Genomic DNA, 23,453 nt, shown 5'->3' on the forward strand with positions numbered 1-23,453 from the left:
TCGCGACTGGCCTAGAACGCTGTTCGCATGTCGTTCGCTGCTGGCGATCCCCCTTGGCCCATCGACGTATGAGGCAAGATATGACCACCACGGATCAACCGGTCACCGTCACCATCTGCACCACCTGTCGCGCAGGTCAGATCACCGCCGAGGACGCGCCGCGCCCCGGGCAACAGCTGTTTGACGCGCTGTCGGGGCATCTGCCCGACGGTGTGCAGCTGCGCGGAGCCGAATGTCTGTCGGCCTGTTCGCGGGGCTGTTCGATGGTCCTGTCGGGTGGGCCGTCGCGCTGGACTTATGTGTATGGCGATCTCGACACTGACGCGCATTTGTCCGATATCGTGAAGGGCGTCTCTGCCTATGCCCAGACCTCTGATGGCGTGGTGCCCTGGCGCGAACGCCCCGTGGTCTTCCGCAAACAATCCATCGCCCGCATTCCCCCACAGGAGCCTACCGAATGACCAACCTTACCAAAATCCCCGTTACCGTGATCACCGGCTTTCTGGGCGCTGGCAAAACCACCTTTATCCGTCACCTGATGGAGAACGCGGGCTCCAAGCGTCTGGCCGTGCTGGTCAATGAATTCGGCACCGCCGGTGTGGATGGCGACATCCTGAAATCCTGCGCGATTGACAATTGCCCCGCCGAGAACATCGTCGAGCTGGCGAACGGCTGTATCTGCTGCACCGTGGCCGATGACTTTATCCCCACCATCGAAGCGCTAATGGCCCTGCCTGAAACGCCTGATCACATCCTGATCGAGACGTCGGGGCTGGCGCTGCCGAAACCCTTGCTCAAGGCGTTTGACTGGCCAGCGATCCGGTCGCGCATCACCGTGGACGGCGTGATCACCCTGGCCGATGCCGAAGCCGTGGTCAGCGGGCAGTTCGCCCCCGATCTGGAGGCCGTGGCCGCGCAGCGCGATGCCGACGACAGTCTGGACCACGAAACGCCTTTGTCCGAGGTGTTTGAAGACCAAATCGCCTGCGCCGACATCGTGCTGCTGTCCAAGGCCGATCTGGCGGGCCCCGACGGCGTCGAGGCTGCGCGCAAGGTGATCGAGGCGCATGCGCCGCGCAAGCTGCCGATCATTCCGATGACCGAAGGCGTGATCGACCCCCGCGTTGTGCTGGGTCTGGAAGCCGCCGCCGAAGATGACATCGACGCGCGCCCCAGCCACCACGACGGGCATGACGATCACGAGCATGACGACTTTGAAAGCGTGGTGATCGACATGGGCGAGGTCGCCGATGTCGCCACGCTTGAGGCCGCCGTGTTGCGCTTGGCGCGCGAGCAGAAAATCCTGCGCGTCAAAGGCTATATCGCCGTTCAGGACAAACCGATGCGTCTGCTTGTGCAGGCCGTGGGCGAGCGCGTGCGCAGCCAGTTCGACCGCCCTTGGGGGGACATGCCGCGCCGCAGCCAGCTGGTTGTGATCGCGGAACATGATCACGTGAACGAAGCCGCGATCCGCGCGGTGCTGGAGGGCTAAGCCGCCATGCATGTCGTCTTTCGCGAAAGCCACGGACTGGACCAAAGCGATCTGCCCCAAGATCTGGGGCAGACGCCGGCGGATCTGGTGGTGCTGTCCTTTTCGGACAGTGATCTGGGGGCTTTCGCGGCGGGCTGGCATCGTGCGGAAGGGGGCTTGCCGTCGTTGCGGCTGGCCAATCTGGTCGCGCTGAAACATCCGTTGTCGGTCGATACCTATGCCGAACAGACCCTTACAGGGGCCAAGGCGGTATTGGTGCGGCTGATCGGGGGCGAAAGCTATTGGCCTTACGGGCTGGCGACCTTGCAGGATATGGCGCGCAAACAGCAGATCGCGCTGGCGGTACTGCCTGCGGACGGCCAACCGGACCCGCGGCTCGACGCGCTTTCGACGCTGCCGCATTCGACGTTAAGACGCTTGCAACATCTGTGCGATACGGGCGGCGCGGTGGCTGCGCAGGCGGCACTTGCGCAGCTGTCGCTGGCCGCAGGGCTTTACGCGGGGCCGGCCAAAGGGGCCAAGACCGTGCCCGAGGCGGGGTTCTACCGCCCCCACACTGGCGTGATCCCTGCGCCGGAACCCTCCGACAAGCCGCGCGCGATTGTGACCTTCTACCGGTCCTATCTGACGGCTGCCGATACCGATCCTGTGGATGCGCTGATCACCGCGCTTGAGGCCCGTGGCTTTGACGCCGTGGGGCTCTTCGCGCCCAGCCTCAAGGGGGACACCGCGCCGTGGATCGCGCAGCAGATCGCCCGGCTTGATCCGGCGGTGATCGTGAACGCCACCGCTTTCTCCGCCCAGCGCGGGCCGGATGAACCATTTGTTCTGGGCGCATCAGATTGCCCCGTGGTGCAGGTCGCCTTATCGACCGCGCGTCGGCGCGACTGGGCCGGGTCAGAGCGCGGGTTATCCCCCACCGATCTGGCGATGCATGTCGTGTTGCCTGAGGTGGATGGCCGTCTGTTCGGAGGAGTCGTAAGCTTCAAGCAGCCCGGCAAACGGGACGAGGCGCTGCAATACAGCCGTTTCGCCCATCGCGCCGATGCGAACCGCGTGGATTTCATCGCCGATCGGGTGCTGCGTTTGCACCAACTACGCGTGCAGGACAATGCGGCAAAATCTGTGGGTGTGGTGCTGTCCACCTACCCCGGCAAAGATTGGAACATGGCCCATGCGCTGGGGTTGGATGCGCTGGCTTCGTTGCGGGTGATGACAGCGCAACTGGCGGCACAGGGCTATGACGTGGATGCGGGGGACTTTAACGATACGCAAACGGTTGCCAGCCGTCTTGGCACCGAAACGCTCCGCTGGCCGCTGGCAGAGTATGAGGCCGCGCTTGCAAAGCTGCCACAGGCGTTGCGCGATGACCTGACCGAAAGCTGGGGCGCGCCGCAGGATGATCCGCTGTTTCACGACGGGGCGTTCTGTTTTCCGGCGCTGCGCAGTGGCAAGCTGCTGATCGCCTTGCAACCCGAACGCGGGGCGCTGGCCGAACGGGATGATGACTATCACGACCTGAGCCGCACGCCGCGCCCGGGCTATGTCGCCTTCTATCTGTGGCTGCAACAGCAGGCGGATGCGATGGTGCATATCGGGGCCCATGGCACGCTGGAATGGCTGCCGGGCAAATCCGTCGCCCTATCTGACGCCTGCTGGCCCGAGGCGCTGATCGGCCCGATGCCGGTGATCTATCCCTTTATCGTCAATGACCCCGGTGAGGCCGCGCAGGCCAAACGCCGTATCGGGGCCGTGACCGTGGGCCATATGCCGCCCCCTTTGGTAACATCGAAACTGCCCGATGCATTCGGACGGTTGGAACGGCTGCTGGATGAATACTCGACCGCGGACGGGCTGGACCCGGCGCGGCGCGACCGGCTGATCGCCGACATCCGGGCCGAGGCGCAGGGCCGCGGGGTTGAGCAGGACCTCGGCCTTGATGCCAGCGCCAGCGCGGCAGAGGCGCTGACCCGCATCGACCGCTTTGTTTGCGACATCAAGGAAACGCAATACGGTGACGGGCTGCATGTCTTTGGCGCGGGCGATCATGGGGCGGGCGAGATCGACGGGCTGATCGCGGCGCTGTCTGCGCGGTTTGTGCCCCCCGGCCCGTCGGGGTCCCCCTATCGCGGGCGCAGCGATGTGCGGCCCACGGGGCGCAACCTGTTTACCACCGATCCACGGGCTGTGCCCTCGCGCGCGGCCTATACCCAAGGGGTGAAGCTGGCCGAGGAACTGCTGCGCAAGCATTTGCAGGATCACGGCGACTGGCCCAAGGGGTTGGTCATGGACATGTGGGGCTCTGCCACCATCCGCACGGCGGGCGAGGAGTTTGCCATGGCGTTGCATCTGGCGGGTCTGTCCCCCCGCTGGGATGACGGCAGCGACCGTGTGAGCGGGTTCGACATTCTGCCGCTTGCGCTGTTGAACCGTCCGCGCATTGACGTGACCCTGCGGGTATCCGGCCTGTTCCGCGATATGTTCCCCGGTCTGGCGCAGCTGTTCGAGACGGCAATTGCCAAGCTGGCCGAGCGTCCCGAAACGGCTGCTGATAACCCCTATCTGGTGCAGACCCCCCGTGTCTTTGGCCCGCGCCCCGGCTCTTACGGCTTGGGGATCGGCACCGCGATGGACGACTATTCCGACGAGGCGCGCACGGCGGCGGGCGAGGCATGGTTGGCTGCGTCATCCTACGCGATCGACGCGCGCGGAGAGATTACCTATGCCCGCGACGCGCTTGAGACGCAGCTGACGCGGGCCGATAGTTTCGTCCACCTGCAAGACCTGCCCGAGACCGATCTGCTGATGGCAGAGGACTACGCCGCCCATGAAGCCGGCTTTGCCGCCGCGATGCAGCGTTTGGGCAAGGGCGGGGCCGCCGCGCTGTATCATCTGGACGCCACCCGCCCCGACCAGCCCCGTGCCCGCACCCTGACCGAGGAGCTCGCCCGTGTGGTGCGCGCCCGTGCCGCCAACCCCGATTGGGCCACTGGTATGATGGCGCATGGTTTCCGCGGTGCCGCCGAGATTGCCGCGACGCTGGATCACCTTGCCGCCTTTGCGCATCTGGCGGGCGTCGTGCCGGACCATCTGTTCGACGCCATGTTCGATGCCACGCTGGGGCGCGATGATCTGGTCGACTTTATGCAGGACGCCAACCCGCAAGCGCTTGCTGCATTGCGCGCGCGGTTTGATGCGCTGCACCGGGCGGGGCTTTGGACATCGCGCCGCAACTCTGTCCTTGCCGAATTGGGCAACCCCGCATGAGCGCGCCGCAGGTCTTTGGCTGGTGCCCCGGTGCGCTGCGGCCGATGATGTCCGGTGACGGGCTGGTGGTGCGGCTGCGTGTGCCGATGGGGCGGCTGAGCCCTGACCAGATCCGCCGCGTTGCCACGCTGGCGCGCACCCATGGCAACGGCATGATCGATATGTCGGCCCGAGCGAACCTGCAGCTGCGAGGGGTGACAACCGATAGCCATGCTGTGCTGATCGACGGGCTGCGCGCGATTGGCCTTGTCGATGCCGATCTGGCGGCAGAGGCGCGGCGCAATATCACCGTGACGCCGTTCTGGCAGGATGGCGACGACAGCCACCGCGTGGCGCAAGCGCTGGCCCGTGCGCTTTCCAATGATGGCGCACCCGACCTGCCCAGCAAGTTCGGCTTTGCGATCGATTGCGGAGAGCGGCCTGTGCTGACGCACACCTCCGCCGATATCCGGATCGAACGCAGCGCCGCTGGCCTGATCTGCCGTGCGGACGGGGCAGAGGTGGGGCAACCGGTGTGCGTCGAGACTGCCGCAGATGCCGTACTGACGCTGGCCCGTTGGTTTCTGGAATCCGGTGGCGTGACCGGCGGTCGGGGGCGGATGGCGGCGCATATCGCGACGCGGGGTGCTCCGGGGGGCGCTGACACCGCCCCCCTGCCCGCTGCGCCCGTCCCTAAGCCGGGTGTGAACCCGCAAGGCACGCTTCTCGGGTTTGCGTTTGGCCAGACCACGGCGGATAGCTTTGCGCAGCTGGCGGAGCTCGGCGCGCTGCGTCTGACCCCTTGGCGCATGGTGTTGATGGAAGGGGCCGCCCCCTCGGCTCCGCTGCCCGATTTCATCACCGACGGGCGCATGGTGTTGATGGAAGGGGCCGCCCCCTCGGCTCCGCTGCCCGATTTCATCACCGACGCCCGCGATCCGCGCCGCCGTGTGCAGGTCTGCACCGGTGCCCCCGGTTGCCGTCAGGCTTTGTCGGACACACGCGATGCCGCCCGCGCCATTGCCGCGCATCTGTCGCCAGACAGCGACGACACGATCCATATCTCGGGCTGTGCCAAAGGCTGCGCCCATCCCGCCCCTGCCCCCGTTACGCTGACCGCCAGCCATGACGGGCATTTCACCCTCATCCGCCACGGGCGCGCGGGCGACCCGCCGCAAAGCGCGCCCCTGACAGTGACCCAAATTCAAGACAGGAGGCTTTGAGTGCCCCACACCTACGAGACCAACGGTGCCGCGATCTATCTGGAAAGCTTTGCCACCATCCGCGCCGAGGCCGATCTGGCGCGGTTCACCCCCGATGAAGAACGTGTCGCCGTACGGATGATCCACGCCGCCGGTCTGGTCGGGCTGGAAAAGCACGTACAGTTTTCTGAAAACATGGCGCAGATTGCGCGGGCGGCGCTGGCGGACGGTGCGCCGATCCTGTGTGACGCGCATATGGTGTCCGAAGGGATCACCCGCACGCGCCTGCCCGCTGACAATCAGATCATCTGCACCCTGCGCGACCCCAAGGTGCCAGACATGGCGCAGCAGATGGGCAACACACGCTCTGCCGCAGCGCTTGAACTGTGGCGGCCGCATCTGGCGGGGGCCTTGGTGGCCATCGGCAACGCGCCCACGGCGCTGTTCCACCTGCTCAATATGCTCGAAGATCCCGACTGTCCGCGCCCTGCGGCCATCATCGGCTGCCCCGTCGGCTTTGTCGGCGCGGCTGAATCGAAAGAGGCGCTGATGCAGGATTTGCCGGTGCCCTCGATGATCGTGCAGGGGCGTTTGGGCGGTTCGGCGATTACAGTGGCGGCGGTGAACGCGCTGGCCACGTGGAAGGAATAACGATGGGCAAGGTCATTTGCATCGGGCTTGGCCCCGGCGATCCCGAATTGATGAGCGTCAAGGCGCATCGCTTGCTAACTGGCGCGCAGCACGTCGCGTTTTTCCGCAAGCCCGGACGGCGCGGACAGGCCCGCACCATCGTGGACGGCATCATGGCCGAGACAGCGGTGGAACATGCGATGGAATACCCCGTCACAACAGAAATCCACTTTAGCGATCCCGAGTATAACCGTCTACTGTCGGCCTTCTACGACGATTGGGCTGACCGTTTGACCGACCTTGCGCAGACCGAAGATGTGATCGTGCTGTGTGAAGGGGATCCGTTCTTTTACGGGTCGTTCATGCATCTGCACAGTCGCCTTCAAGGTCGCGCCGAGGTCGAGATCGTGCCCGGCATCACCGGCATGTCAGGCTGCTGGACCGCGACGGGGCATCCGATCACCTGGGGCGATGATGTGCTGACCGTGCTCATGGCGACGCTGGACGAGGAAGAGCTGGCCACGCGGGCCGCCAATACCGATGCGCTGGTGGTGATGAAGATCGGGCGCAACCTTGATAAGTTGAAGCGCGCTTTGACCAAGGCGGGCCGCTTGCAAGACGCATGGCTGGTCGAGAAAGGCACGATGGCGGGGCAGACGGTGCAAAAGCTGACGGAAGTCCCGGCCGAAGTGCCCTATTTCTCGATCGCGATCGTGCATGGTCAGGGGCGGCGACCATGACCGGCTGGGTGCGCGTTGTCGGCCTTGGCCCCGGGGATGAGGCGCTGGTCACGCCAGAGGTGCGCGCCACCGTGGACGCGGCGACCGATATTGTCGGCTACATCCCCTATGTGCGCCGGATTGCTCCGCGCGACGGGCTGACCCTGCATGAAAGCGACAACCGGGTAGAGCTGGACCGCGCCGCACATGCGCTTGAAATGGCGGCAACGGGGCGGCGTGTTGTGGTGGTGTCTTCGGGCGATCCGGGGGTCTTTGCCATGGCCTCTGCCCTGTTCGAGGCGTTGGAGAAAGGCCCGAAAGACTGGCTGGCAATCGATATTCGCGTCCTGCCCGGCATCACCGCGATGCTCGCGGCGGCGGCACGGCTCGGGGCACCGCTGGGGCATGATTTCTGCGCGATTAACCTGTCGGACAATCTGAAGCCTTGGTCGCTGATCGAAAAGCGGTTGCGGCTGGCGGGGGAAGCGGGCTTTGCCATGGCGTTCTACAACCCGCGCTCGGCCTCGCGGCCGCATCAGTTCCCCACCGCGCTTGATATTCTGCGCGAGGCTTGCGGGCCGGAGACCTTGATCTCTTTCGCGCGCAACGTCAGCCATCCGGACGAGACATTGCGCACCGTCACGCTGGCCGAAGCGACGCCGGAGATGGCCGATATGCGCACGGTTGTGATTGTCGGTAACGCAGACACCCGCCGTGTCGGGCCCCATATCTACACGCCACGGTCCGTCGTATGATCAAGCCACGCCAGGATATCGTCGAGCCGCGCAAATGTGGTGCGAGGCGGCACCGCGGGGCGCTGGATCATCAGCACCCGCAGCCCCAGTTCGCGCGCGGCGATAAGCTTGGCCTCGGCCCCCGTGCCGCCGGCGTTCTTGGCGATGATCAACTTGGTCCCGTGGTCGCGCAGCAGGGCGATGTCTCCGGCCACGTCGAACGGTCCGCGGGCGAGGGTCACGGTCGTATGCGGCAAGGGCAGCGGCGCGGCGGGCTGGTCCACCAACCGCAACAGATAGTGGTGTTGGGGATGGTCGGCAAAGACGGACAGCGCCTGCTTGCCGATGGCCAGAAAGACCCGCGTCGGCACCTGCGGCAGCGCGGCGGCGGCGGCTTCGATACTTGGCAGATGGGTCCAATTGTCACCGGCAGTCTCGGACCACGGGGCACGCTCAAAAGCGGCCAGCGGGATGCCTGCCTGCGTACAGGCGGCATGGGCGTTACGGCTCATCAGCGCGGCGAAAGGATGGGTCGCGTCGATCACGCGGGTGATGTGGTTCTGCGCAATAAACGCCAGCAATCCGGCCACGCCGCCAAAGCCGCCTACGCGGGTGGGCAAGGGCTGCGCCACAGGGGCCGCTGTGCGTCCGGCATAGCTGAACAGCGCATCATCGCCACGGTCGGCCAGCGCGCGCGCGAGGTTCGACGCCTCTGTCGTGCCGCCAAGAATGAGGGTGCGCGTCATGGCTGATCCTGTTGCTGCCTGGGTGACCCTGATTGGTCTGGGCGAAGATGGCCTTGCTGGGCTGACCGATGCAAGCCGAAAGGCGCTGGCAGAGGCCGAAGTAATCTTTGGCGGGCCGCGGCATCTGGCCCTTTGTGACGCGGGCGCGCGGGGGCGGGAATGGCCGTTGCCGTTCAGTGTAGAGCCGGTGTTGGAACATCGCGGGCGTGCGGTTGTGGTGCTCGCCTCGGGTGATCCGTTCTGGCACGGCGTGGGCGGTTCGCTGGCGCAGGTGCTGGACCCGTCGGAATGGCGCTGCTTTCCCGCGCCGTCTTGCATGACGCTGGCGGCTGCGCGGCTTGGCTGGCGGTTGGAGGAGGTCACGACCCTTGGCCTGCATGCTGCCCCGTTTGAAGTATTAGTGCCCCATCTGGCGGCAGGTGCGCGGCTGATCTGCACGTTGCGCGATGGTGCGGCCCCTGCGGCGCTGGCAGACTATCTGACCGCGCAGGGTTTCGGCGCGTCCCGCCTGACGGTGATGGAGGCGCTTGGCGGTCCGCGTGAAATCGCGCGCGCGGCCGATGCTGCGACGTTTGACCTGGACGGCATCGCCGCCCCTGTGGTGGTGGCGATTGCGGTGTCGGGGGGGGCTGGGATCAGCCACGCGCCCGGACGGCCCGAGGCGCTTTTTGCCCATGACAGCCAGATCACCAAATCACCCATGCGCGCGTTGACGCTGGCCGCGCTGGCCCCCCGCGCGGGGGAGCTGCTGTGGGATGTAGGGGGCGGATCGGGCTCTGTCTCTGTTGAATGGTGTCTGGCCGCGCCGCAAGCGCAGTCCATCGCAATCGAGCCGCGCGAAAGCCGCTGCGATAATATCATTGAAAACGCCCGCCGCTTTGGTCTGGCGGGACGAATGCGCTGCGTGCAGGGGACGGCCCCCGAGGCGCTGGCCGATCTGCCCTCGCCCGCTGCGGTCTTTCTAGGCGGCGGCGCGACCGAGGATGTGTTGCAGGCGATCTGGCACAGGATCACGCCGGGCACGCGGCTGGTGGCGAATGCGGTGGCGCTTGAAACCCAAGCCTTGCTGATCCGCTGGCACGGGATGCACGGCGGGCAGCTGCTGCGGATCGACTTGGCGCAGGCGGCCCCCTTGGGGACCATGCAAGGCTGGCATCCCAGCCGTCCGCAACTGCAATGGAGCGTGACCCGATGATCGTCGCGGGCATAGGATTGCGCGCTGAAGCGACCGAGGCGGATTTACACGCGGCTCTTGCGTTGACGCGGCGCAGGCCGGACACGCTCGCGACCCTCGCGATCAAGGTAACACCGGCGCTGCGGCGTTTTGCCGATAGTCTGGGATTGCCGCTGATCGAACTGTCGGAAGCCGATATCGCAGACATCCCGACGCGTACCGTGTCGCCGCGTGTGCAAGCGCGCTTCGGGACCGGATCACTTGCCGAAGCCGCCGCATTGCGCGTTGCCGGTCGCGGTGCCAAATTGACGACCTTGCGTGTGACCAGCCCCAATGGCATGGCCACCGTAGCTATCGCGGAAGGAATTGCCCCATGACTGTTCACTTTATCGGCGCGGGCCCCGGTGCCCCTGATCTGCTGACCCTGCGGGGGCGCGACCTGATCGCCGCCTGCCCTGTGTGTCTGTATGCCGGATCGCTGGTCCCGTCAGAGCTGCTGTCCTACTGCCCTGCGGATGCGAAGATCGTGAACACCGCGTCGCTGTCGCTGGACGAGATCATGGCAGAGATCAAGGCCGCCGATGATGCGGGGCAGGATGTGGCGCGGCTTCATTCGGGTGATCTATCGGTCTGGTCCGCCATGGGCGAGCAACTGCGCCGCTTGCGCGAGTTGGACATCGAGTATGACATCACCCCCGGCGTGCCCGCCTTTGCTGCTGCCGCCGCCGCTTTGGGGAACGAGCTGACGCTGCCCGGTGTGGCGCAGTCGCTGGTGTTGACGCGGACCTCGGGGCGGGCGTCGGCCATGCCCGAGGGTGAAACGCTCGAGAATTTTGCCGCCACGGGTGCCACGCTGGCGATCCACCTGTCGGTGCATGTGCTGGATGATGTGGTCGCGCGGCTCACCCCTCATTACGGAGAGGACTGCCCCGTCGCCATCGTCTGGCGCGCCAGCTGGCCGGATCAACGGGTGGTGCGGGCGACTTTGGGCAGCGTGATTGACGCCACCGACGGCGAACGCGGGCGCACGGCGCTGATCCTTGTGGGCCGCGCGCTGACGGCTGAGGAGTTCCGCGAAAGCTGTCTTTATGCTGGCGACTATGACCGCCGGTTCCGCCCCGTCGGCACAGAGCCACGCTTTCCCGAGGACACAGAATGATAGAGACAACGCAACTGCCCAAGGGCCTGATGATCTCGGCCCCGGCGTCGGGAACGGGCAAGACCACGTTGATGCTGGGCCTGCTCAACGCGCTCAGCCGGCGCGGCGTCGACGTGCGCCCGTTCAAGAGCGGGCCGGATTATATTGACCCTGGCTTCCACCGCGCGGCTTGCGGGCGGTCGTCCTATAATATCGATAGCTGGGCCATGGGGTCGGGCGTGTTGTGCAATCTGATCGGCACCGCCCATGGCGGTGATCTGGCGTTGATCGAAGGGTCAATGGGGCTGTTTGATGGTGTGGCGCAACCGGGGGAAACCTCGAACGGGGCGAGCGCGGATATCTCTGCCATGACGGGCTGGCCGGTGGTTTTGCTGCTGGATGTATCGGGTCAGGCGCAATCGGCTGCGGCCACCGCCCTTGGGTTCAAGACGATGCGCCCGGATGTGCATGTCGCGGGTGTGGTGCTGAACAAGGTCGCCAGCCCCCGTCACGAGGCGCTGCTGCGTCTCGGGATGGAGCAGGTCGGCATCCCCGTTCTGGGCGCACTGCCCCGTCAAGGGTCAGTCACGCTGCCGGAACGCCACTTGGGTCTGGTGCAGGCCGAGGAACAGCCCGAGCTGATGAAGCTGCTGGATGCGGCAGGTGATTTCATCGCGCAGCATATCGACCTTGATCTGATCGTCTCTGCCGCCCAAGGGCGCAGTATCCCCGACGGGCCAGATGTCTTGCCTCCGCCCCCCGGTCAACGGATCGCTTTGGCCAAGGATGCCGCGTTTTCGTTCATCTATCCGCATTTGCTGGACCACTGGATCGCCGCGGGTGCGCAGGTGTTGCCCTTCTCGCCGCTGGCGGATGAGGCACCGGACGACAGCGCCGACATCTGCTGGCTGCCCGGTGGCTATCCCGAACTGCATGCCGGACGCCTTGCCGCTGCCGCGCAGTTCCGCGACAGCCTGCAACAATTCGCCACGACGCGCCCGGTGCATGGGGAATGCGGGGGCTATATGGCGATGGGGGCCGGATTGGTCGACAAGGAAGGCGTGCGGCATCAGATGGCGGGGCTGCTGGGGCTGGAAACCAGCTATGAGAAGCGCAAGATGCATCTGGGCTACCGGCTTGCCACGCTGAACGAACCCGGCCCCGGCTATGACGCGGGCGCGCGGTTGCGGGGACATGAATTCCACTATTCTACCATCCTGTCGCAACCAGACACGCCGCTGGCGCGGGTGGTCGATGCCAATGGGGCCGAAGTGCCCGAGACAGGCTCGCGCCGGGGCCATGCAACGGGCACGTTCTTTCACCTGATTGCGGGGGCGTCATGAGCGGTTTTGTCTCTTTCGTCTCCTCCGGACCGGGTGATCCCGAACTGCTGACCGTGAAAGCGGTAAAGCGGTTGCAAGAGGCCGAAGTCGTTCTGTTCGACGATCTGTCGGCGGGTCCGATCCTTGAGCATGTCTCGCCCGAGGCGGATCTGATCGGGGTGGGCAAACGCGCCGGACGGCTGTCTCCGAAGCAGGATCACGTGAGCCGTTTGCTGGTCGAACACGCATTGACCGGCGCGCGGGTGGTGCGGCTGAAAAGCGGGGACGCGGGCGTGTTTGGCCGGCTTGAAGAAGAGCTGACCGCGCTGAAAGCGGCAGGCGTCGCCTTCGAGATCATCCCCGGTGTGACGGCAGCGTCTTCGGCGGCGGCGGCAGCGATGATCCCACTGACCCGGCGGCTGACCGCGCGGCGGGTGCAATTCATCACCGGCCACGGCGAATCGGGTGCCTTGCCCGAAGATCTGAACATGGCGGCGCTGGCCGACCCTACGGCGACCACGGTCGTCTACATGGGCCGCCGCACCTTTGCGGGATTCGCCGCGCGGCTGATCGAGGCGGGCTTGCCCCCCTCGACCCCAGCCCTGCTGGCAGAGGCGGTATCGACCCCCGATCAAAAGCTGAGCCGCCACACCGTGGAAAGCCTTGCCCATCTGCCGCTGGATCCCGCAACGTCAGCGCCTGCGCTGATCCTTTACGGGCCGTTGACCGAATAGATGACTTGACAAAACCAGCCCGAAAATGACCACCTATTCCGGACGGTTCCCCGTGCGCCTTCGGGCAATCGGGGTGAAAAGGGAATACGGTGCGGTGCCAAAGCAAAGGTGCCAAATCCGGAACTGCCCCCGCACCTGTAAGTGAAGAGCAACCCGCATTGCCACTGGGCCACACCGCCTGGGAAGGCGCGGCACGCATGGACGCACAAAGTCAGGAGACCTGCCGTCATGGGGGTGATCCCCGATCCAACTGGCTGCCCCCCGGGGCGGCTTTCACATTATGCCGTCGGGGAAGACGGTAAGGAGACCTGAATATGCATATCGAACCCGAAGTCGTGACCGGCGCCAAGCTGGTCCTGTCCTATGGCACCGCCGCCGGTGCTGCGGCCTATACCGCGAAAACCGCAATGGACTCTGTCCGTGAAAAAGGCGTCGTGCCTTTTGCGGGCGGGGCCATGGTGGCCACCGCGCTGACCTTTGTCTTTTTTCAGGTCTTCCCGCATTTCCCCGTGGGCGTGAGCGAAGTGCACCTGATCCTCGGGTCGACCCTGTTCCTGCTGTTCGGCGTGGCCCCTGCGGCTGCCGGTCTGGCGCTTGGTCTGCTGGCGCAGGGCGTGTTCTTTGCCCCCATCGACCTGCCGCAATACACGATGAACGTCACCACGCTGCTGGTGCCCTTGTTCATGGTCTCGGCGCTGGCCAAACGCATCATCGCGCCCAACACCGCCTATGTTGATCTGACCTATGTTCAAGCGCTCAAGCTGTCGACCGCGTTTCAGGCGGGCGTTGTAGGCTGGGTGGCGTTCTGGGCCATCTACGGTCAGGGCTTTGCCGCCAGCAACATCGCCGCTGTGGCGAGCTTTGGCGGGGCCTATATGATGGTCATCCTGATCGAGCCGCTGGTGGATCTGGCCGTGCTCGCCGCCGCGAAAACCCTGCGCGATTTCGCGGGCAGCGCGCTGTTCACCAAGCGTCTGACACAGACTGCCGCTGAATAATCCAAGACCCGACGCGGCCCCTACTCTGCGGGCCGCGTCACCCCCTGCCGGAGCCTCAAGATGTTTACGCTTTCACTGATCGGCATCGGGTCCGGCAATCCCAAACACCTGACATTACAAGCCATCGACGCGCTGAATGCCTGCGATGTGATCCTGATCCCGTCCAAGGGCGCGGGCAAGGATGATCTGGCTGGCCTGCGGCACGAGATCTGCGCCCAGGTGCTGCGGTCGGACGGGCCTGATATTCACGAATTCACCCTGCCCAAACGCGACGCCGCCAACCCTGATTATCACGCGGGCGTCCACGATTGGCACGACGCCATTGCACAGGTCTGGCTGGCCGAGATGCAGCGCACCCTGCCCCAAGGCGGCCGTGTCGGTTTCCTCGTCTGGGGGGATCCGTCGCTGTATGACAGCACCCTGCGCATTGCGGAGCGGTTGCAAAAGGCCGTCACACTCACCGTCGATGTCGTGCCGGGGATCACCTCTCTTCAGGTACTGACGGCGGGCCATGCGATCCCGCTGAACACCATCGGCAATCCCGTCACGATCACCACCGGTCGGCAGCTGCGCGATCATGGCTGGCCACAGGGAGTGGATACGATTGCCGTCATGCTGGACGGCACCTGCGCCTTCGAGGTGTTGCGGCAGCACAGTGACGTACACATCTGGTGGACCGCCTATGCCGGCATGCCGAACGAGCGTCGCATCGCAGGCCCGCTGGATCAGGTCTGCGACCGCATCATCGCAACACGGGCAGAGGCACGCGCCGCCCATGGCTGGATCATGGATATCTACCTGCTGCGCCGGTAGACACGCGCGCTACAGCTTTTCGAGCCGTTGCAAGATCGGGCAATCGGGGCGGTCATCGCCAGCGCATTCATGCACCAGATGGGTCAAGGTCTGACGAATATCTTGCAAGTCCGCGATCTTGCTTTCGATCTGCGCCAAATGTTGCTGGGCGATGGCACGGACATCGGCGCTGGCGCGATCCTGATTATCCCAAAGCGCTAACAGGTCGCGGCAATTCTCGATCGTGAAGCCCAAGGCCCGCGCACGGCCCAGAAACGTCAGCTTGTGCACGTCGCTGTCGCAAAAGCTGCGATACCCGTTGGTGTCACGCGCGGGCGTGATCAGACCGATGTCTTCGTAGTAGCGGATGGTCTTGGCAGGCAGACCTGCGCTTTTCGACACGTCACCGATGTTCATGGACGTCTCCTTTCGTTGAATTAGGCGGTTGCTGCGGCGGCGATCCACCGCAGGCGCAGGGCGTTGAACAGGACAAAGACGCTCGACAAAGCCATGGCGGCGGCGGCAAGAACGGGCGACAGCAGCACGCCGAACAGCGGATAGAGCACACCGGCTGCAACGGGGATCAGCAGCGCGTTATAGCCAAAGGCCCAGAAGAGGTTCTGCCGGATATTGCGCATGGTTTGCTGGCTGATGTGCAGGGCGTTCACCACCCCTTGCAGATCGCCCGACATCAGCACCACGTCAGCCGCTTCGATGGCGACATCCGTTCCGGTACCGATGGCGATACCCACGTCGACCCCCGCCAGCGCGGGCGCATCATTGATCCCGTCCCCGACAAAGGCGACCTTGTGGCCCGCTTGTTGCAGGTCCTCCAGCGCGGCGACCTTGCCATCGGGCAGCACTTCGGCGACCACGGTATCGATCCCCAAACGGTCGGCAATCGCCTGTGCCGTCGCCTTGTTGTCACCGGTGATCATGGCGATTTTCAGCCCCGCTTCGTGCAGCGCCTCCAGCGCTTGGGGCGTCGTTTCCTTGATCGGGTCGGCGACGCCGATCATCGCGACAAGCTCCCCATCCACGGCGGCGAAAAGCGGTGTCTTGCCCTCAGCCCCCCATGCTGCCGACCGCCCCTCTGCCGCGGCGAGAGAGACCCCTTCGGCGTCCATGAAACGGTCCGCCCCGACAAGCACGCGACGCCCCTCGACCTCGGCGTGTACACCGTGGCCGGTTTGCGAGGCAAAAGAGGTCACCGCTGCCAGCGACAGCCCCTGTGTTTCGGCATGGCGCAGGATGGCGCTGGCAATCGGGTGCTCTGACTGCGCCTCGACCGACGCGACGAGCCGCAACGCATCGGCCTGCGACCAGCCGTTGAAGACATCCAGATCCGTCACCTCGGGCCGACCGGCGGTCAGCGTGCCGGTTTTATCAAGCGCGATGGTATCGACCTCGGCCAAGACCTGCAGCGCGTCCCCCTTGCGGAACAGCACGCCCATCTCGGCCCCTCGCCCTGTGCCCACCATGATAGAGGTCGGCGTGGCCAGCCCCATCGCACAGGGGCAGGCGATGATCAGCACCGCGACGCTTGCCACCAGAGCGTGCCCCAAGGACGGCTGCGGCCCGAACGCCAGCCAGACAAGGAAGGTGGCCGCGGCAATCGCCATGACGACGGGCACGAACCACATGGTGATGCGGTTGACCATATCCTGCACCGGCAGCTTTGCGCCTTGGGCGTCCTCGACCATGCGCACGATCTGCGACAGGGTCGTGTCCGCGCCCACATGGGTCGCGCGGTAGACCAGCGCGCCGGTGCCATTCACCGTCCCCCCGACCACACGCGTGTCGGGCAGTTTTTCGACGGGCACGGGTTCGCCGGTGATCATGCTTTCATCGACATAGGAACTGCCACGTGTCACGGTCCCGTCGACCGCGATCTTTTCACCGGGGCGCGCATGGATCAGATCGCCGACGGTGATCGCGTCGATCGCAACCTCTGACACGTTGCCCTCTCGCTCTACCCGCGCGGTTTTGGGGCGCAGCCCGACCAGCTTGCGGATCGCTTGCCCTGTCTGGCCCTTGGCTCGCGCCTCTAGCGTGCGCCCCAGCAGGATCAGCGTGACGATCATCGCGGCGGCTTCGAAATAGACCGCTTGCGCACCGGCGGGCAGCAACTGTGGCAAGAACAGCGCCACGGTGGAAAAGCCCCATGCCGCCGTGGCCCCCAGAAACACCAGAGAGTTCATGTCAGGCGTGCGTTTCAACAGCGCTGGCACGCCGGTGACAAAAAAGCGCCGCCCGGGCCATGCCAGAACGATGGTGGTCAGTACGAACTGGATCGACCAGCTCAGCTGCTGCCCCAGCGTCGACATCACCCAATGGTGGAACGCGGGGATCATATGACCGCCCATCTCAAGCACAAACACCGGCAGGGTCAGCGCCGCGGCGAGCAGCGTCATACGTTTAAGATGCGCGGCTTCTTCAACCTTGCGGTCCGGCGCGGGGGAAGATGCGGTGTCTGTCACAGGGGTGGCGGGGTAGCCCGCGGCTTGCGCAGCCTGCACAATGGCGGCATCCGGCTCTGCGGTAAGCGACTGCACCACGGCCTCTTCCCGGGCGAGGTTGACGCTGACATCGACCACACCCGGCACGGCCGCCAAGGCGCGTTCGACCCGCCCGACGCAGGATGCACAGGACATGTTTTCAATGGCATAGCGCCGCGTTTGCACGGTGGCGGGGTAGCCTGCGGTCGCAAGCGCGGCGACGGCGTCCTTGGGGTCGAAACCCGGTGCCACCTGCAGCGACGCCGTTTCCGAGGCGAGGTTCACGCGGGCGTCCTGCACACCCTCCACGCGTCCAAGCGCGGTCTCGACCCGCCCCACGCAAGAGGCGCAATTCATACCGCCAATGCCAAAATTTATCGCAACTACATCGCCCATCAGCCGTCTCCTTGGGGTGTCTTGCCCCTCAGATAGAGCTTCTAGTTAATGGAAGGTCAAGCGGTGATATGGATTTTATTCTATTTCGCTGCAGATTCCGGTGTCTGCCACAGGCCGGTTAAGACTTTGGAAAGACATCTGCGCGATGGTGAGCGTCAAACGATGAGCGGAGGGTGTGTATCGACGGATGCAGTCAAAAACACTGGTGATCAAGGGGAAAGGCGGATTGGGCAACCGCATCCTGTCTGCTATCTCTGGTCTGGTTTACGCCGACCTATCCGGCCGCAAGCCAGTGATCGACTGGCGCGACGGCAGCTATGCGCCGCTTGGCGAAAATGCTTATCCGCTGCTATTCCAGTCTCCGATCGGGGGCGAAGCGATTGGGGGTGCCAGAATGGATGACGGGGCCGATGTTTGCCCGGCGATCTGGGCTGGCAATCTGCATCGCCAGCCCCAAAACATGATCGACACCTATATGCCGCGGTCGCATTCAAACCCTTGGGGCTATCGGCGGCTTTGCGTGGACCTCAAGCGGTTGGACCAGTCTCAGGCGGTGGCGGTCTTTTGGTCTTACCTGCCAAAGCTGAGCCGCATACGACAACACCTGCGCCGGGATGCACGCTTTGCCAAACGGGGGGAGCGCGAGGTTTTCGCCGATTATCTTGGCCGCTATTTTACCCCCAACGCACGGGTCCGCCATGCGCTATCGCACATGCGCCCCACGGCAGAACTGCCAAGCATCGGGGTTCATATCAGGTTCACCGATCGAAAAATCCCGCTCCGCCCGGTGTTGAAGACCCTGGAACAGCTAAAGGCCCGCCATCCGAACGCGACTATCTTCCTTGCGACGGACAGTGCCGAGATCGAGGATCGTTTGAAGCGTGCGTTCGACAGGGTCATAACCCATCCCAAACGGCTAGGCCCTGCCGGCGCACGTTTGCATGGGCCGGATACAACATGCAACCCGCTGCAAGAGGCGGAAAATGCCCTGATCGACATGTGGCAATTGTCACGTTGTGATCACCTGATCTATTCCCGCCGCTCGACCTTCTCTGTCACCTCTGGCTACTTGGGGCGTTTTGCCCCTGCGCGTATCCACGATGTCGAACGGTATTCTCCGACGCTTTGGGCGAAGGAACTGTTGCAACGCTACGCTTGATCATACCCCCGCAACCATGTCTTACGGGCGGCCCAGACCGCTGCCCAATGCGCCGCCCGCGCCCGTCTTTGCGCATTGCGCGAAGCCACGAACGGCCGCGTGGCCAAATACCGAAGCGCCGACCAAAGCCACATCAGAAAGACCCCAGCCCCCTGCTGCCACGCCGGCCAGTGATCGCGGACCAATGACGCACGCGACGTCATCACCGCGATCGCCTTTGCTTCTGTCACCGTGGTAGAGGCCCCAACATGATGCACAATCTGCGCCTTCGGCGTGATCAGCGGCTGATACCCCAAACGAATCGCACGCAGGCAAAGATCGGCATCCTCGCCATACATAAAATATTTCTCCGAAAAGCCGCCCAGTTGATGCCACAAGGAACGGTCGATCAACAGAAAACACCCCACAACGATATCGACAGGGCGCACAGAATCCCGCGGCCAATGCCCGTAGGCTTCGGGGTTAAACACCGCGCTGCGCGGAAAAGCAGTGCTGAGCCCGATCGCTTTGAACAACAGGCTGGCCACGGTGGGCCGCGCCCAACAAGACGCGATATTAAGCGACCCGTCAGCATAAATGGTGCGCCCACCCCATATCCCCGCCTGCGGATTTTCGCGCGCAGAGGCGACGAGTTGATCGACCGCATCGGTATGAAGTTCGGTATCAGGGTTCAGCAACAGTAGATAATCGGAACAACACTGCTGCGCGGCAAGATTATTCGCGCGCGCGAAGCCCAGATTCTGCGCCGAGCGGACCAGACGAACCTGCGGAAACGCCACAGCTATCGCGTCTGCCGAACCGTCAGAGGAGGCGTTATCCCAAACAATACACTCAAATTGAGTCAACTGCGTGTGTTCATACAGCGTTTCTATCGCCCTAAGCGTCAATTCCCGCGTGTTGTAGCTGACGATCACGACACTAAGGGCAGGCCCGCGATCAACCGTCGCCAGCTTCAGCACCCCGTCGCCCGCAAGATGACACCCACGGTTGCCTTTAGTATTCGCAGATCCTCGGACAGTGACAGGGTGCTGAAGTATTGCGTGTCGAAAACTGCGCGCTCTGAAAACCTTGCTCTGTTCCGGGATGAAACCTGCCAGTTCCCACTGATCCCCGGCCGCAGGCTTTCGTAGTGGTCACCCTGATAAAGCCCCCTTTGAGACACCAACATGGGTCGGGGCCCGACGAGGCTCATCTCTCCTCTCAGCACGTTAAGGAACTGGGGTAGTTCATCCAGTGACGTGCACCGCAAGAACCGGCCCACCGTTGTGACACGGGGATCGTGGCGCAGCTTCTGGCTTTGTCGCCATTCATCCCTGGCCTTTGGATTTTGTGCTAAATAGTCTCTTAACGAGTGCGGATCGTGGGGGTGCATTGTTCGCAGCTTCCACATTTTGAAGACCCGCCCATCCTTGCCGACGCGTTCCTGGGTGAAGAACGGAGACTGCCCAGTTGCTGCCACAAGACAGGCAAGAAGGCAGATCACGAGAACCACGATCGGTGCAGATAAAATGCAAAAGACGATGTCAAAACAGCGCTTGCCATATAGATGATAAAGCTCCCGATGCAGATCGCTCCGCTGCAGGGTGTCCACGCGTGGATAGGCTTGGCGTTTAAAGACATTTGTATGATGCACCGGAAACTCCTTCTTCGGCTCAGGCCCGGGGGAAAGGTCGATGCATCAATGGTTATGGGGACAGGCTTACTGTGGGGTTAAGGAAAAACATCCAATTTGAATGACTGTGTAGAAAAGCCGTTCATCATGACGTGTTCCAACCACGAAGACGGCTATGAACCCGTTCCATTGCATGATGTAATTTACGGTAAACTATGGTTTGCGCCGGCCACTCAGCGCAGGCGCTTGTCGCCAAGTCGCGTATATGCCGCCAAGAGATGCGGTTCGGACGAAGACCATGCCAGCGCATTCACGACCCTCTCGCGCCCGGCCTTCCCCATCGCCGCTCTTAGTGACGGGTCGTCGATGAGCTGTTTAATGCAATCGGCAAATCGGATCGGATCATTTGAAGCCGCGTAGAGGGAGGCCGTTTCGGCGGTGCGCCGACCTTCGGTCAGGTCGAACTGAACGACAGGTTTGCCCAGCGCCATGTATTCAACCACCTTGTTCATTGATGATATGTCGTTCATCTCATTGCAGGGATCTGGGGCAAGACCAACATCTATCGTGTTCAAGGCGTCCACCAAAGCGCGTCCATAAAGTGCGCCGGTGAACGTAAAGTAACCCGTCAGCCCAAGGTCATCGACCTGACGTTTCATGTCAGGCAATGAGGGACCAAAGCCGATAATCAAAAAGTGGATATCGCGCGTGCCCGAGGTCACAAGGTGATGCGCCGCGGAAAGCAACAGATCCATTCCCTCCTGCTGTCCGATCACGCCGACATACCCAAGCAGCGTCTCTCCCTCGCGCCGGTATCTCTGCGACCCTGGCCCGGGCGTAAAATCTGTCAGATTCGGAGCGGAGCGCACAACGAATATGTCATCGTGGCATTTGCCGCCCCGTGTCATCGCGATTTCGCGAAAGCTTTCATTCGGCGATATCACCACCGATGCAGCACGGTAGCTGAGCAATTCACACTTTCGCATGACGTGGTAACCTACGCCTTGTTTGCCAAACTTGGCGACAAAAAGTTCTGGGCAGACATCGTGCTGGTCATACACATAAGAAACGCCCTTGCGTCGGTACCACATGGCAAGAAGGCAGATTAGATCAGGTGGATTGCACCCGTGGATCGCCTGAAAAGGATTTTGCCGCCAAATACGCCGCGCAAGCCGAAACCAATACCAGATTGCGCTAGCATATTCCCTTGCATATGAAACCGCGCCGCCCCCGGTTTCAGGAGTAGCGGGGTACCGGTAAATATCCACGCCTTCGCGCCGTTCAAATGGCGCAACCCATCCCTGACCCGTGGGCGAAATGATAGAGACTTGGTAGCCCGCGCGGACCAAAGTCGTCGCTTCCAGCCAGACCCGGCGATCGAGCGGCACTGGTAGGTTTTCAACCACGATCAAGATATGACGCACGGGCGGTTCGGGCATAGGTCCTTCAACATCAGAATCAGATTGGCGTCCGTTTTGGCAGCCACGGGTGAACATGAAGTTAATTCCGAAGCGCCGTCGCCCTAAGTTGTCTCCAATAGGAAACATCGCCGGTCGGTTCCGCCAATTACCCAGTATTTGCATCAATCTTGCTTGATTTGGGGGCTTGCCGCGCCCTTTCGCCCCGCGTATTCCGGCACGTGGGACACCCTTCCCCAACGAAGGGCGCTTATCTGAAAGGGTAGCTACATGGCTATTACGACACCGACCTCGCGGCCCACGAATCCGCGTTTTTCCTCTGGCCCGTGCGCCAAACCCCCCGTTTATGACCTGACCAAGCTTGCGAGCGCGCCTTTGGGGCGTAGCCACCGCGCGGCACCGGGCAAAGCGAAATTGCTTGAAGCAATTGAAACCACCCGCGAAATTCTGGGCGTGCCTGCCGACTATAAGATCGGCATCGTTCCGGCGTCTGACACTGGCGCTTATGAAATGGCGATGTGGTCGTTGCTGGGCGAACGCCCTGCGGAAATGGTCGCATGGGAATCCTTCGGCGCAGGCTGGGTGACCGACGCCGTGAAACAGCTCAAGATCGAGCACACGGTACATACCGCGGATTATGGTCAAATTGTCGACATGTCGGCGTTGAACTACGACAACGACGTGTGCTTCACTTGGAACGGGACAACCTCTGGCGTGCGCGTCCCAACGGGCGATGTTATCCCTGCCGACCGCAAGGGGCTGACACTATGCGATGCGACATCGGCTGCCTTCGCGATGGATCTGCCGTGGGACAAACTGGATGTGACGACATTCAGCTGGCAGAAAGTTCTGGGCGGCGAAGCAGCACACGGCATGCTGATCCTCAGCCCTCGTGCCGTCGAGCGGCTTGAAAACTATACGCCTGCTTGGCCCCTGCCCAAGATCTTCCGCCTGACCAAAGGTGGCAAGCTGATCGACGGGATTTTCAAGGGCGAGACGATCAACACGCCTTCGATGCTTTGCGTTGAAGATTACCTGCTGGCGCTTGATTGGGCGAAATCCGTCGGCGGCCTGCAAGGTCTGATCGCGCGCGCCGATGCGAATACGGCAGCGATCACGGATTTTGTGGACACGCATGACTGGATCGAGTTCCTCGCGGTTGATCCGGCGACACGGTCGAACACATCGGTCTGCCTGAAATTCAATGACGACCGGATCACAGACGGCGCAGCCTTCGCAAAAGCTGTCGCGAAACGTCTCGCGGACGAGGATGTCGCATTGGACATCGGTGCCTACCGCGATGCCCCTGCCGGTCTGCGGATCTGGTGCGGCGGCACCGTCGAAACCTCTGACATCCAGGCCATGCTGCCTTGGTTGGAATGGGCTTTCGAAGCCGAGATCAACGCTTAATTTCGGGTTCCCCGCTTGGCGATCACGCCAGGC

Annotated in this window: 22 protein-coding genes and 1 riboswitch; of the genes, 16 read left to right on the top strand and 6 right to left on the bottom strand. The window is 63.3% G+C overall.

Annotated elements, in window-relative coordinates; all coding sequences use genetic code 11:
* Positions 1–80: 80 nt before the first annotated feature.
* From C1J04_RS14745 to cobJ, 7 genes are read left to right on the top strand one after another with little or no spacing between them, the layout of a single operon-like run.
* Positions 81–461 (top strand): DUF1636 family protein, encoded by a 381-nt coding sequence (locus C1J04_RS14745; protein ID WP_005850076.1) that lies wholly within the window; start codon positions 81–83, stop codon positions 459–461.
* A complete protein-coding gene (cobW, locus tag C1J04_RS14750) occupies positions 458–1,492 on the top strand; it encodes a cobalamin biosynthesis protein CobW (protein WP_009825395.1) in 1,035 nt (344 codons plus the stop codon). Before C1J04_RS14745 ends, cobW begins: the two co-directional genes overlap by 4 nt.
* A gap of 6 nt (positions 1,493–1,498) precedes the next feature.
* Positions 1,499–4,759 (top strand): cobaltochelatase subunit CobN, encoded by a 3,261-nt coding sequence (gene cobN / locus C1J04_RS14755; protein ID WP_009825396.1) that lies wholly within the window; start codon positions 1,499–1,501, stop codon positions 4,757–4,759.
* The gene (gene cobG, locus C1J04_RS14760; RefSeq protein WP_009825397.1) at positions 4,756–5,961 is read left to right on the top strand and encodes a precorrin-3B synthase; all 1,206 of its coding nucleotides are present in this window, start codon (positions 4,756–4,758) and stop codon (positions 5,959–5,961) included. The genes cobN and cobG overlap by 4 nt, the downstream gene beginning before the upstream one ends.
* Positions 5,962–6,591, top strand: a complete 630-nt coding sequence (locus tag C1J04_RS14765; RefSeq protein ID WP_009825398.1) for a precorrin-8X methylmutase — start codon at positions 5,962–5,964, stop codon at positions 6,589–6,591.
* A gap of 2 nt (positions 6,592–6,593) precedes the next feature.
* Positions 6,594–7,310, top strand: coding sequence for a precorrin-2 C(20)-methyltransferase (locus C1J04_RS14770; RefSeq protein WP_009825399.1), 717 nt, complete (start codon positions 6,594–6,596; stop codon positions 7,308–7,310).
* Positions 7,307–8,044 carry a precorrin-3B C(17)-methyltransferase gene (cobJ, locus tag C1J04_RS14775; RefSeq protein ID WP_009825400.1) on the top strand — a complete coding sequence of 246 codons (738 nt, stop codon included), beginning with the start codon at positions 7,307–7,309 and terminating at the stop codon, positions 8,042–8,044. Before C1J04_RS14770 ends, cobJ begins: the two co-directional genes overlap by 4 nt.
* Here cobJ and C1J04_RS14780 read toward each other — a convergent pair.
* Positions 8,020–8,769, bottom strand: coding sequence for a cobalt-precorrin-6A reductase (locus C1J04_RS14780; RefSeq protein ID WP_009825401.1), 750 nt, complete (start codon positions 8,767–8,769; stop codon positions 8,020–8,022). The genes cobJ and C1J04_RS14780 overlap by 25 nt on opposite strands.
* Between C1J04_RS14780 and C1J04_RS14785 the strand changes: the two genes are divergently transcribed.
* From C1J04_RS14785 to cobF, 7 genes are all read left to right on the top strand, one after another.
* A complete protein-coding gene (locus tag C1J04_RS14785) occupies positions 8,768–9,964 on the top strand; it encodes a bifunctional cobalt-precorrin-7 (C(5))-methyltransferase/cobalt-precorrin-6B (C(15))-methyltransferase (protein ID WP_009825402.1) in 1,197 nt (398 codons plus the stop codon). The two genes, C1J04_RS14780 and C1J04_RS14785, sit on opposite strands and share 2 nt — an antisense overlap.
* Positions 9,961–10,320 (top strand): cobalamin biosynthesis protein, encoded by a 360-nt coding sequence (locus C1J04_RS14790; RefSeq protein ID WP_037953943.1) that lies wholly within the window; start codon positions 9,961–9,963, stop codon positions 10,318–10,320. The genes C1J04_RS14785 and C1J04_RS14790 overlap by 4 nt, the downstream gene beginning before the upstream one ends.
* Positions 10,317–11,102: a precorrin-4 C(11)-methyltransferase gene (gene cobM, locus C1J04_RS14795; protein ID WP_009825404.1), complete on the top strand. Its 786-nt coding sequence runs from the start codon at positions 10,317–10,319 to the stop codon at positions 11,100–11,102. Before C1J04_RS14790 ends, cobM begins: the two co-directional genes overlap by 4 nt.
* A complete protein-coding gene (locus C1J04_RS14800; protein WP_009825405.1) occupies positions 11,099–12,424 on the top strand; it encodes a cobyrinate a,c-diamide synthase in 1,326 nt (441 codons plus the stop codon). The genes cobM and C1J04_RS14800 overlap by 4 nt, the downstream gene beginning before the upstream one ends.
* The gene (gene cobA / locus C1J04_RS14805; protein ID WP_009825406.1) at positions 12,421–13,137 is read left to right on the top strand and encodes a uroporphyrinogen-III C-methyltransferase; all 717 of its coding nucleotides are present in this window, start codon (positions 12,421–12,423) and stop codon (positions 13,135–13,137) included. The genes C1J04_RS14800 and cobA overlap by 4 nt, the downstream gene beginning before the upstream one ends.
* Positions 13,138–13,165: 28 nt before the next feature.
* Positions 13,166–13,379, top strand: a riboswitch (cobalamin riboswitch).
* 72 nt (positions 13,380–13,451) lie between these two features.
* Complete coding sequence (locus C1J04_RS14810; protein ID WP_009825407.1) at positions 13,452–14,135, top strand: energy-coupling factor ABC transporter permease; 684 nt, start codon at positions 13,452–13,454, stop codon at positions 14,133–14,135.
* A 60-nt stretch (positions 14,136–14,195) separates the two neighbouring features.
* Positions 14,196–14,948 carry a precorrin-6A synthase (deacetylating) gene (gene cobF / locus C1J04_RS14815; RefSeq protein WP_009825408.1) on the top strand — a complete coding sequence of 251 codons (753 nt, stop codon included), beginning with the start codon at positions 14,196–14,198 and terminating at the stop codon, positions 14,946–14,948.
* A gap of 9 nt (positions 14,949–14,957) precedes the next feature.
* Here cobF and cueR read toward each other — a convergent pair whose 3' ends face one another.
* Positions 14,958–15,344 (bottom strand): Cu(I)-responsive transcriptional regulator, encoded by a 387-nt coding sequence (gene cueR, locus C1J04_RS14820; RefSeq protein WP_009825409.1) that lies wholly within the window; start codon positions 15,342–15,344, stop codon positions 14,958–14,960.
* Between the two features lie 20 nt (positions 15,345–15,364).
* Positions 15,365–17,821: a heavy metal translocating P-type ATPase gene (locus C1J04_RS14825; protein WP_009825410.1), complete on the bottom strand. Its 2,457-nt coding sequence runs from the start codon at positions 17,819–17,821 to the stop codon at positions 15,365–15,367.
* A gap of 187 nt (positions 17,822–18,008) precedes the next feature.
* Here C1J04_RS14825 and C1J04_RS14830 point away from each other — a divergent pair, with 187 nt between their 5' ends.
* Positions 18,009–18,980: a NodZ family protein gene (locus tag C1J04_RS14830; RefSeq protein WP_009825411.1), complete on the top strand. Its 972-nt coding sequence runs from the start codon at positions 18,009–18,011 to the stop codon at positions 18,978–18,980.
* Here the strand turns inward: C1J04_RS14830 and C1J04_RS14835 are convergent.
* From C1J04_RS14835 to C1J04_RS14845, 3 genes are all read right to left on the bottom strand, one after another.
* Complete coding sequence (locus tag C1J04_RS14835; RefSeq protein WP_009825412.1) at positions 18,971–19,939, bottom strand: glycosyltransferase family 2 protein; 969 nt, start codon at positions 19,937–19,939, stop codon at positions 18,971–18,973. The two genes, C1J04_RS14830 and C1J04_RS14835, sit on opposite strands and share 10 nt — an antisense overlap.
* On the bottom strand, positions 19,933–20,613 hold the full coding sequence (locus C1J04_RS14840) for a sugar transferase (RefSeq protein WP_083779620.1): 681 nt from the start codon (positions 20,611–20,613) through the stop codon (positions 19,933–19,935). Before C1J04_RS14840 ends, C1J04_RS14835 begins: the two co-directional genes overlap by 7 nt.
* Positions 20,614–20,825: 212 nt before the next feature.
* Positions 20,826–22,031, bottom strand: a complete 1,206-nt coding sequence (locus tag C1J04_RS14845) for a glycosyltransferase family 4 protein (RefSeq protein ID WP_037953945.1) — start codon at positions 22,029–22,031, stop codon at positions 20,826–20,828.
* A 249-nt stretch (positions 22,032–22,280) separates the two neighbouring features.
* On the opposite strand from C1J04_RS14845, the gene C1J04_RS14850 reads away from it, so the two are divergent.
* Entirely contained in the window at positions 22,281–23,420 is a 1,140-nt protein-coding gene (locus C1J04_RS14850; RefSeq protein WP_009825416.1) for a phosphoserine transaminase, read from the top strand.
* Positions 23,421–23,453: the final 33 nt, after the last annotated feature.

The sequence above is a fragment of the Sulfitobacter sp. SK025 genome (assembly GCF_003352105.1).
In the GTDB taxonomy this organism is placed as follows: domain Bacteria; phylum Pseudomonadota; class Alphaproteobacteria; order Rhodobacterales; family Rhodobacteraceae; genus Sulfitobacter; species Sulfitobacter pontiacus.

Excerpts from the sequence above, each read along its gene's own strand:
- C1J04_RS14825 (WP_009825410.1), bottom strand. The coding sequence starts at position 17,821 with ATGGGCGATGTAGTTGCGATAAATTTTGGCATTGGCGGTATGAATTGC.
- C1J04_RS14845 (WP_037953945.1), bottom strand. The coding sequence starts at position 22,031 with ATGCCCGAACCGCCCGTGCGTCATATCTTGATCGTGGTTGAAAACCTA.
- C1J04_RS14785 (WP_009825402.1), top strand. The coding sequence starts at position 8,768 with ATGGCTGATCCTGTTGCTGCCTGGGTGACCCTGATTGGTCTGGGCGAA.
- cobJ (WP_009825400.1), top strand. The coding sequence starts at position 7,307 with ATGACCGGCTGGGTGCGCGTTGTCGGCCTTGGCCCCGGGGATGAGGCG.
- cobM (WP_009825404.1), top strand. The coding sequence starts at position 10,317 with ATGACTGTTCACTTTATCGGCGCGGGCCCCGGTGCCCCTGATCTGCTG.
- C1J04_RS14770 (WP_009825399.1), top strand. The coding sequence starts at position 6,594 with ATGGGCAAGGTCATTTGCATCGGGCTTGGCCCCGGCGATCCCGAATTG.
- cobW (WP_009825395.1), top strand. The coding sequence starts at position 458 with ATGACCAACCTTACCAAAATCCCCGTTACCGTGATCACCGGCTTTCTG.
- C1J04_RS14800 (WP_009825405.1), top strand. The coding sequence starts at position 11,099 with ATGATAGAGACAACGCAACTGCCCAAGGGCCTGATGATCTCGGCCCCG.
- cobF (WP_009825408.1), top strand. The coding sequence starts at position 14,196 with ATGTTTACGCTTTCACTGATCGGCATCGGGTCCGGCAATCCCAAACAC.
- C1J04_RS14780 (WP_009825401.1), bottom strand. The coding sequence starts at position 8,769 with ATGACGCGCACCCTCATTCTTGGCGGCACGACAGAGGCGTCGAACCTC.
- cobN (WP_009825396.1), top strand. The coding sequence starts at position 1,499 with ATGCATGTCGTCTTTCGCGAAAGCCACGGACTGGACCAAAGCGATCTG.
- C1J04_RS14790 (WP_037953943.1), top strand. The coding sequence starts at position 9,961 with ATGATCGTCGCGGGCATAGGATTGCGCGCTGAAGCGACCGAGGCGGAT.
- C1J04_RS14850 (WP_009825416.1), top strand. The coding sequence starts at position 22,281 with ATGGCTATTACGACACCGACCTCGCGGCCCACGAATCCGCGTTTTTCC.
- cobG (WP_009825397.1), top strand. The coding sequence starts at position 4,756 with ATGAGCGCGCCGCAGGTCTTTGGCTGGTGCCCCGGTGCGCTGCGGCCG.
- cobA (WP_009825406.1), top strand. The coding sequence starts at position 12,421 with ATGAGCGGTTTTGTCTCTTTCGTCTCCTCCGGACCGGGTGATCCCGAA.
- C1J04_RS14810 (WP_009825407.1), top strand. The coding sequence starts at position 13,452 with ATGCATATCGAACCCGAAGTCGTGACCGGCGCCAAGCTGGTCCTGTCC.
- C1J04_RS14830 (WP_009825411.1), top strand. The coding sequence starts at position 18,009 with ATGCAGTCAAAAACACTGGTGATCAAGGGGAAAGGCGGATTGGGCAAC.
- cueR (WP_009825409.1), bottom strand. The coding sequence starts at position 15,344 with ATGAACATCGGTGACGTGTCGAAAAGCGCAGGTCTGCCTGCCAAGACC.
- C1J04_RS14745 (WP_005850076.1), top strand. The coding sequence starts at position 81 with ATGACCACCACGGATCAACCGGTCACCGTCACCATCTGCACCACCTGT.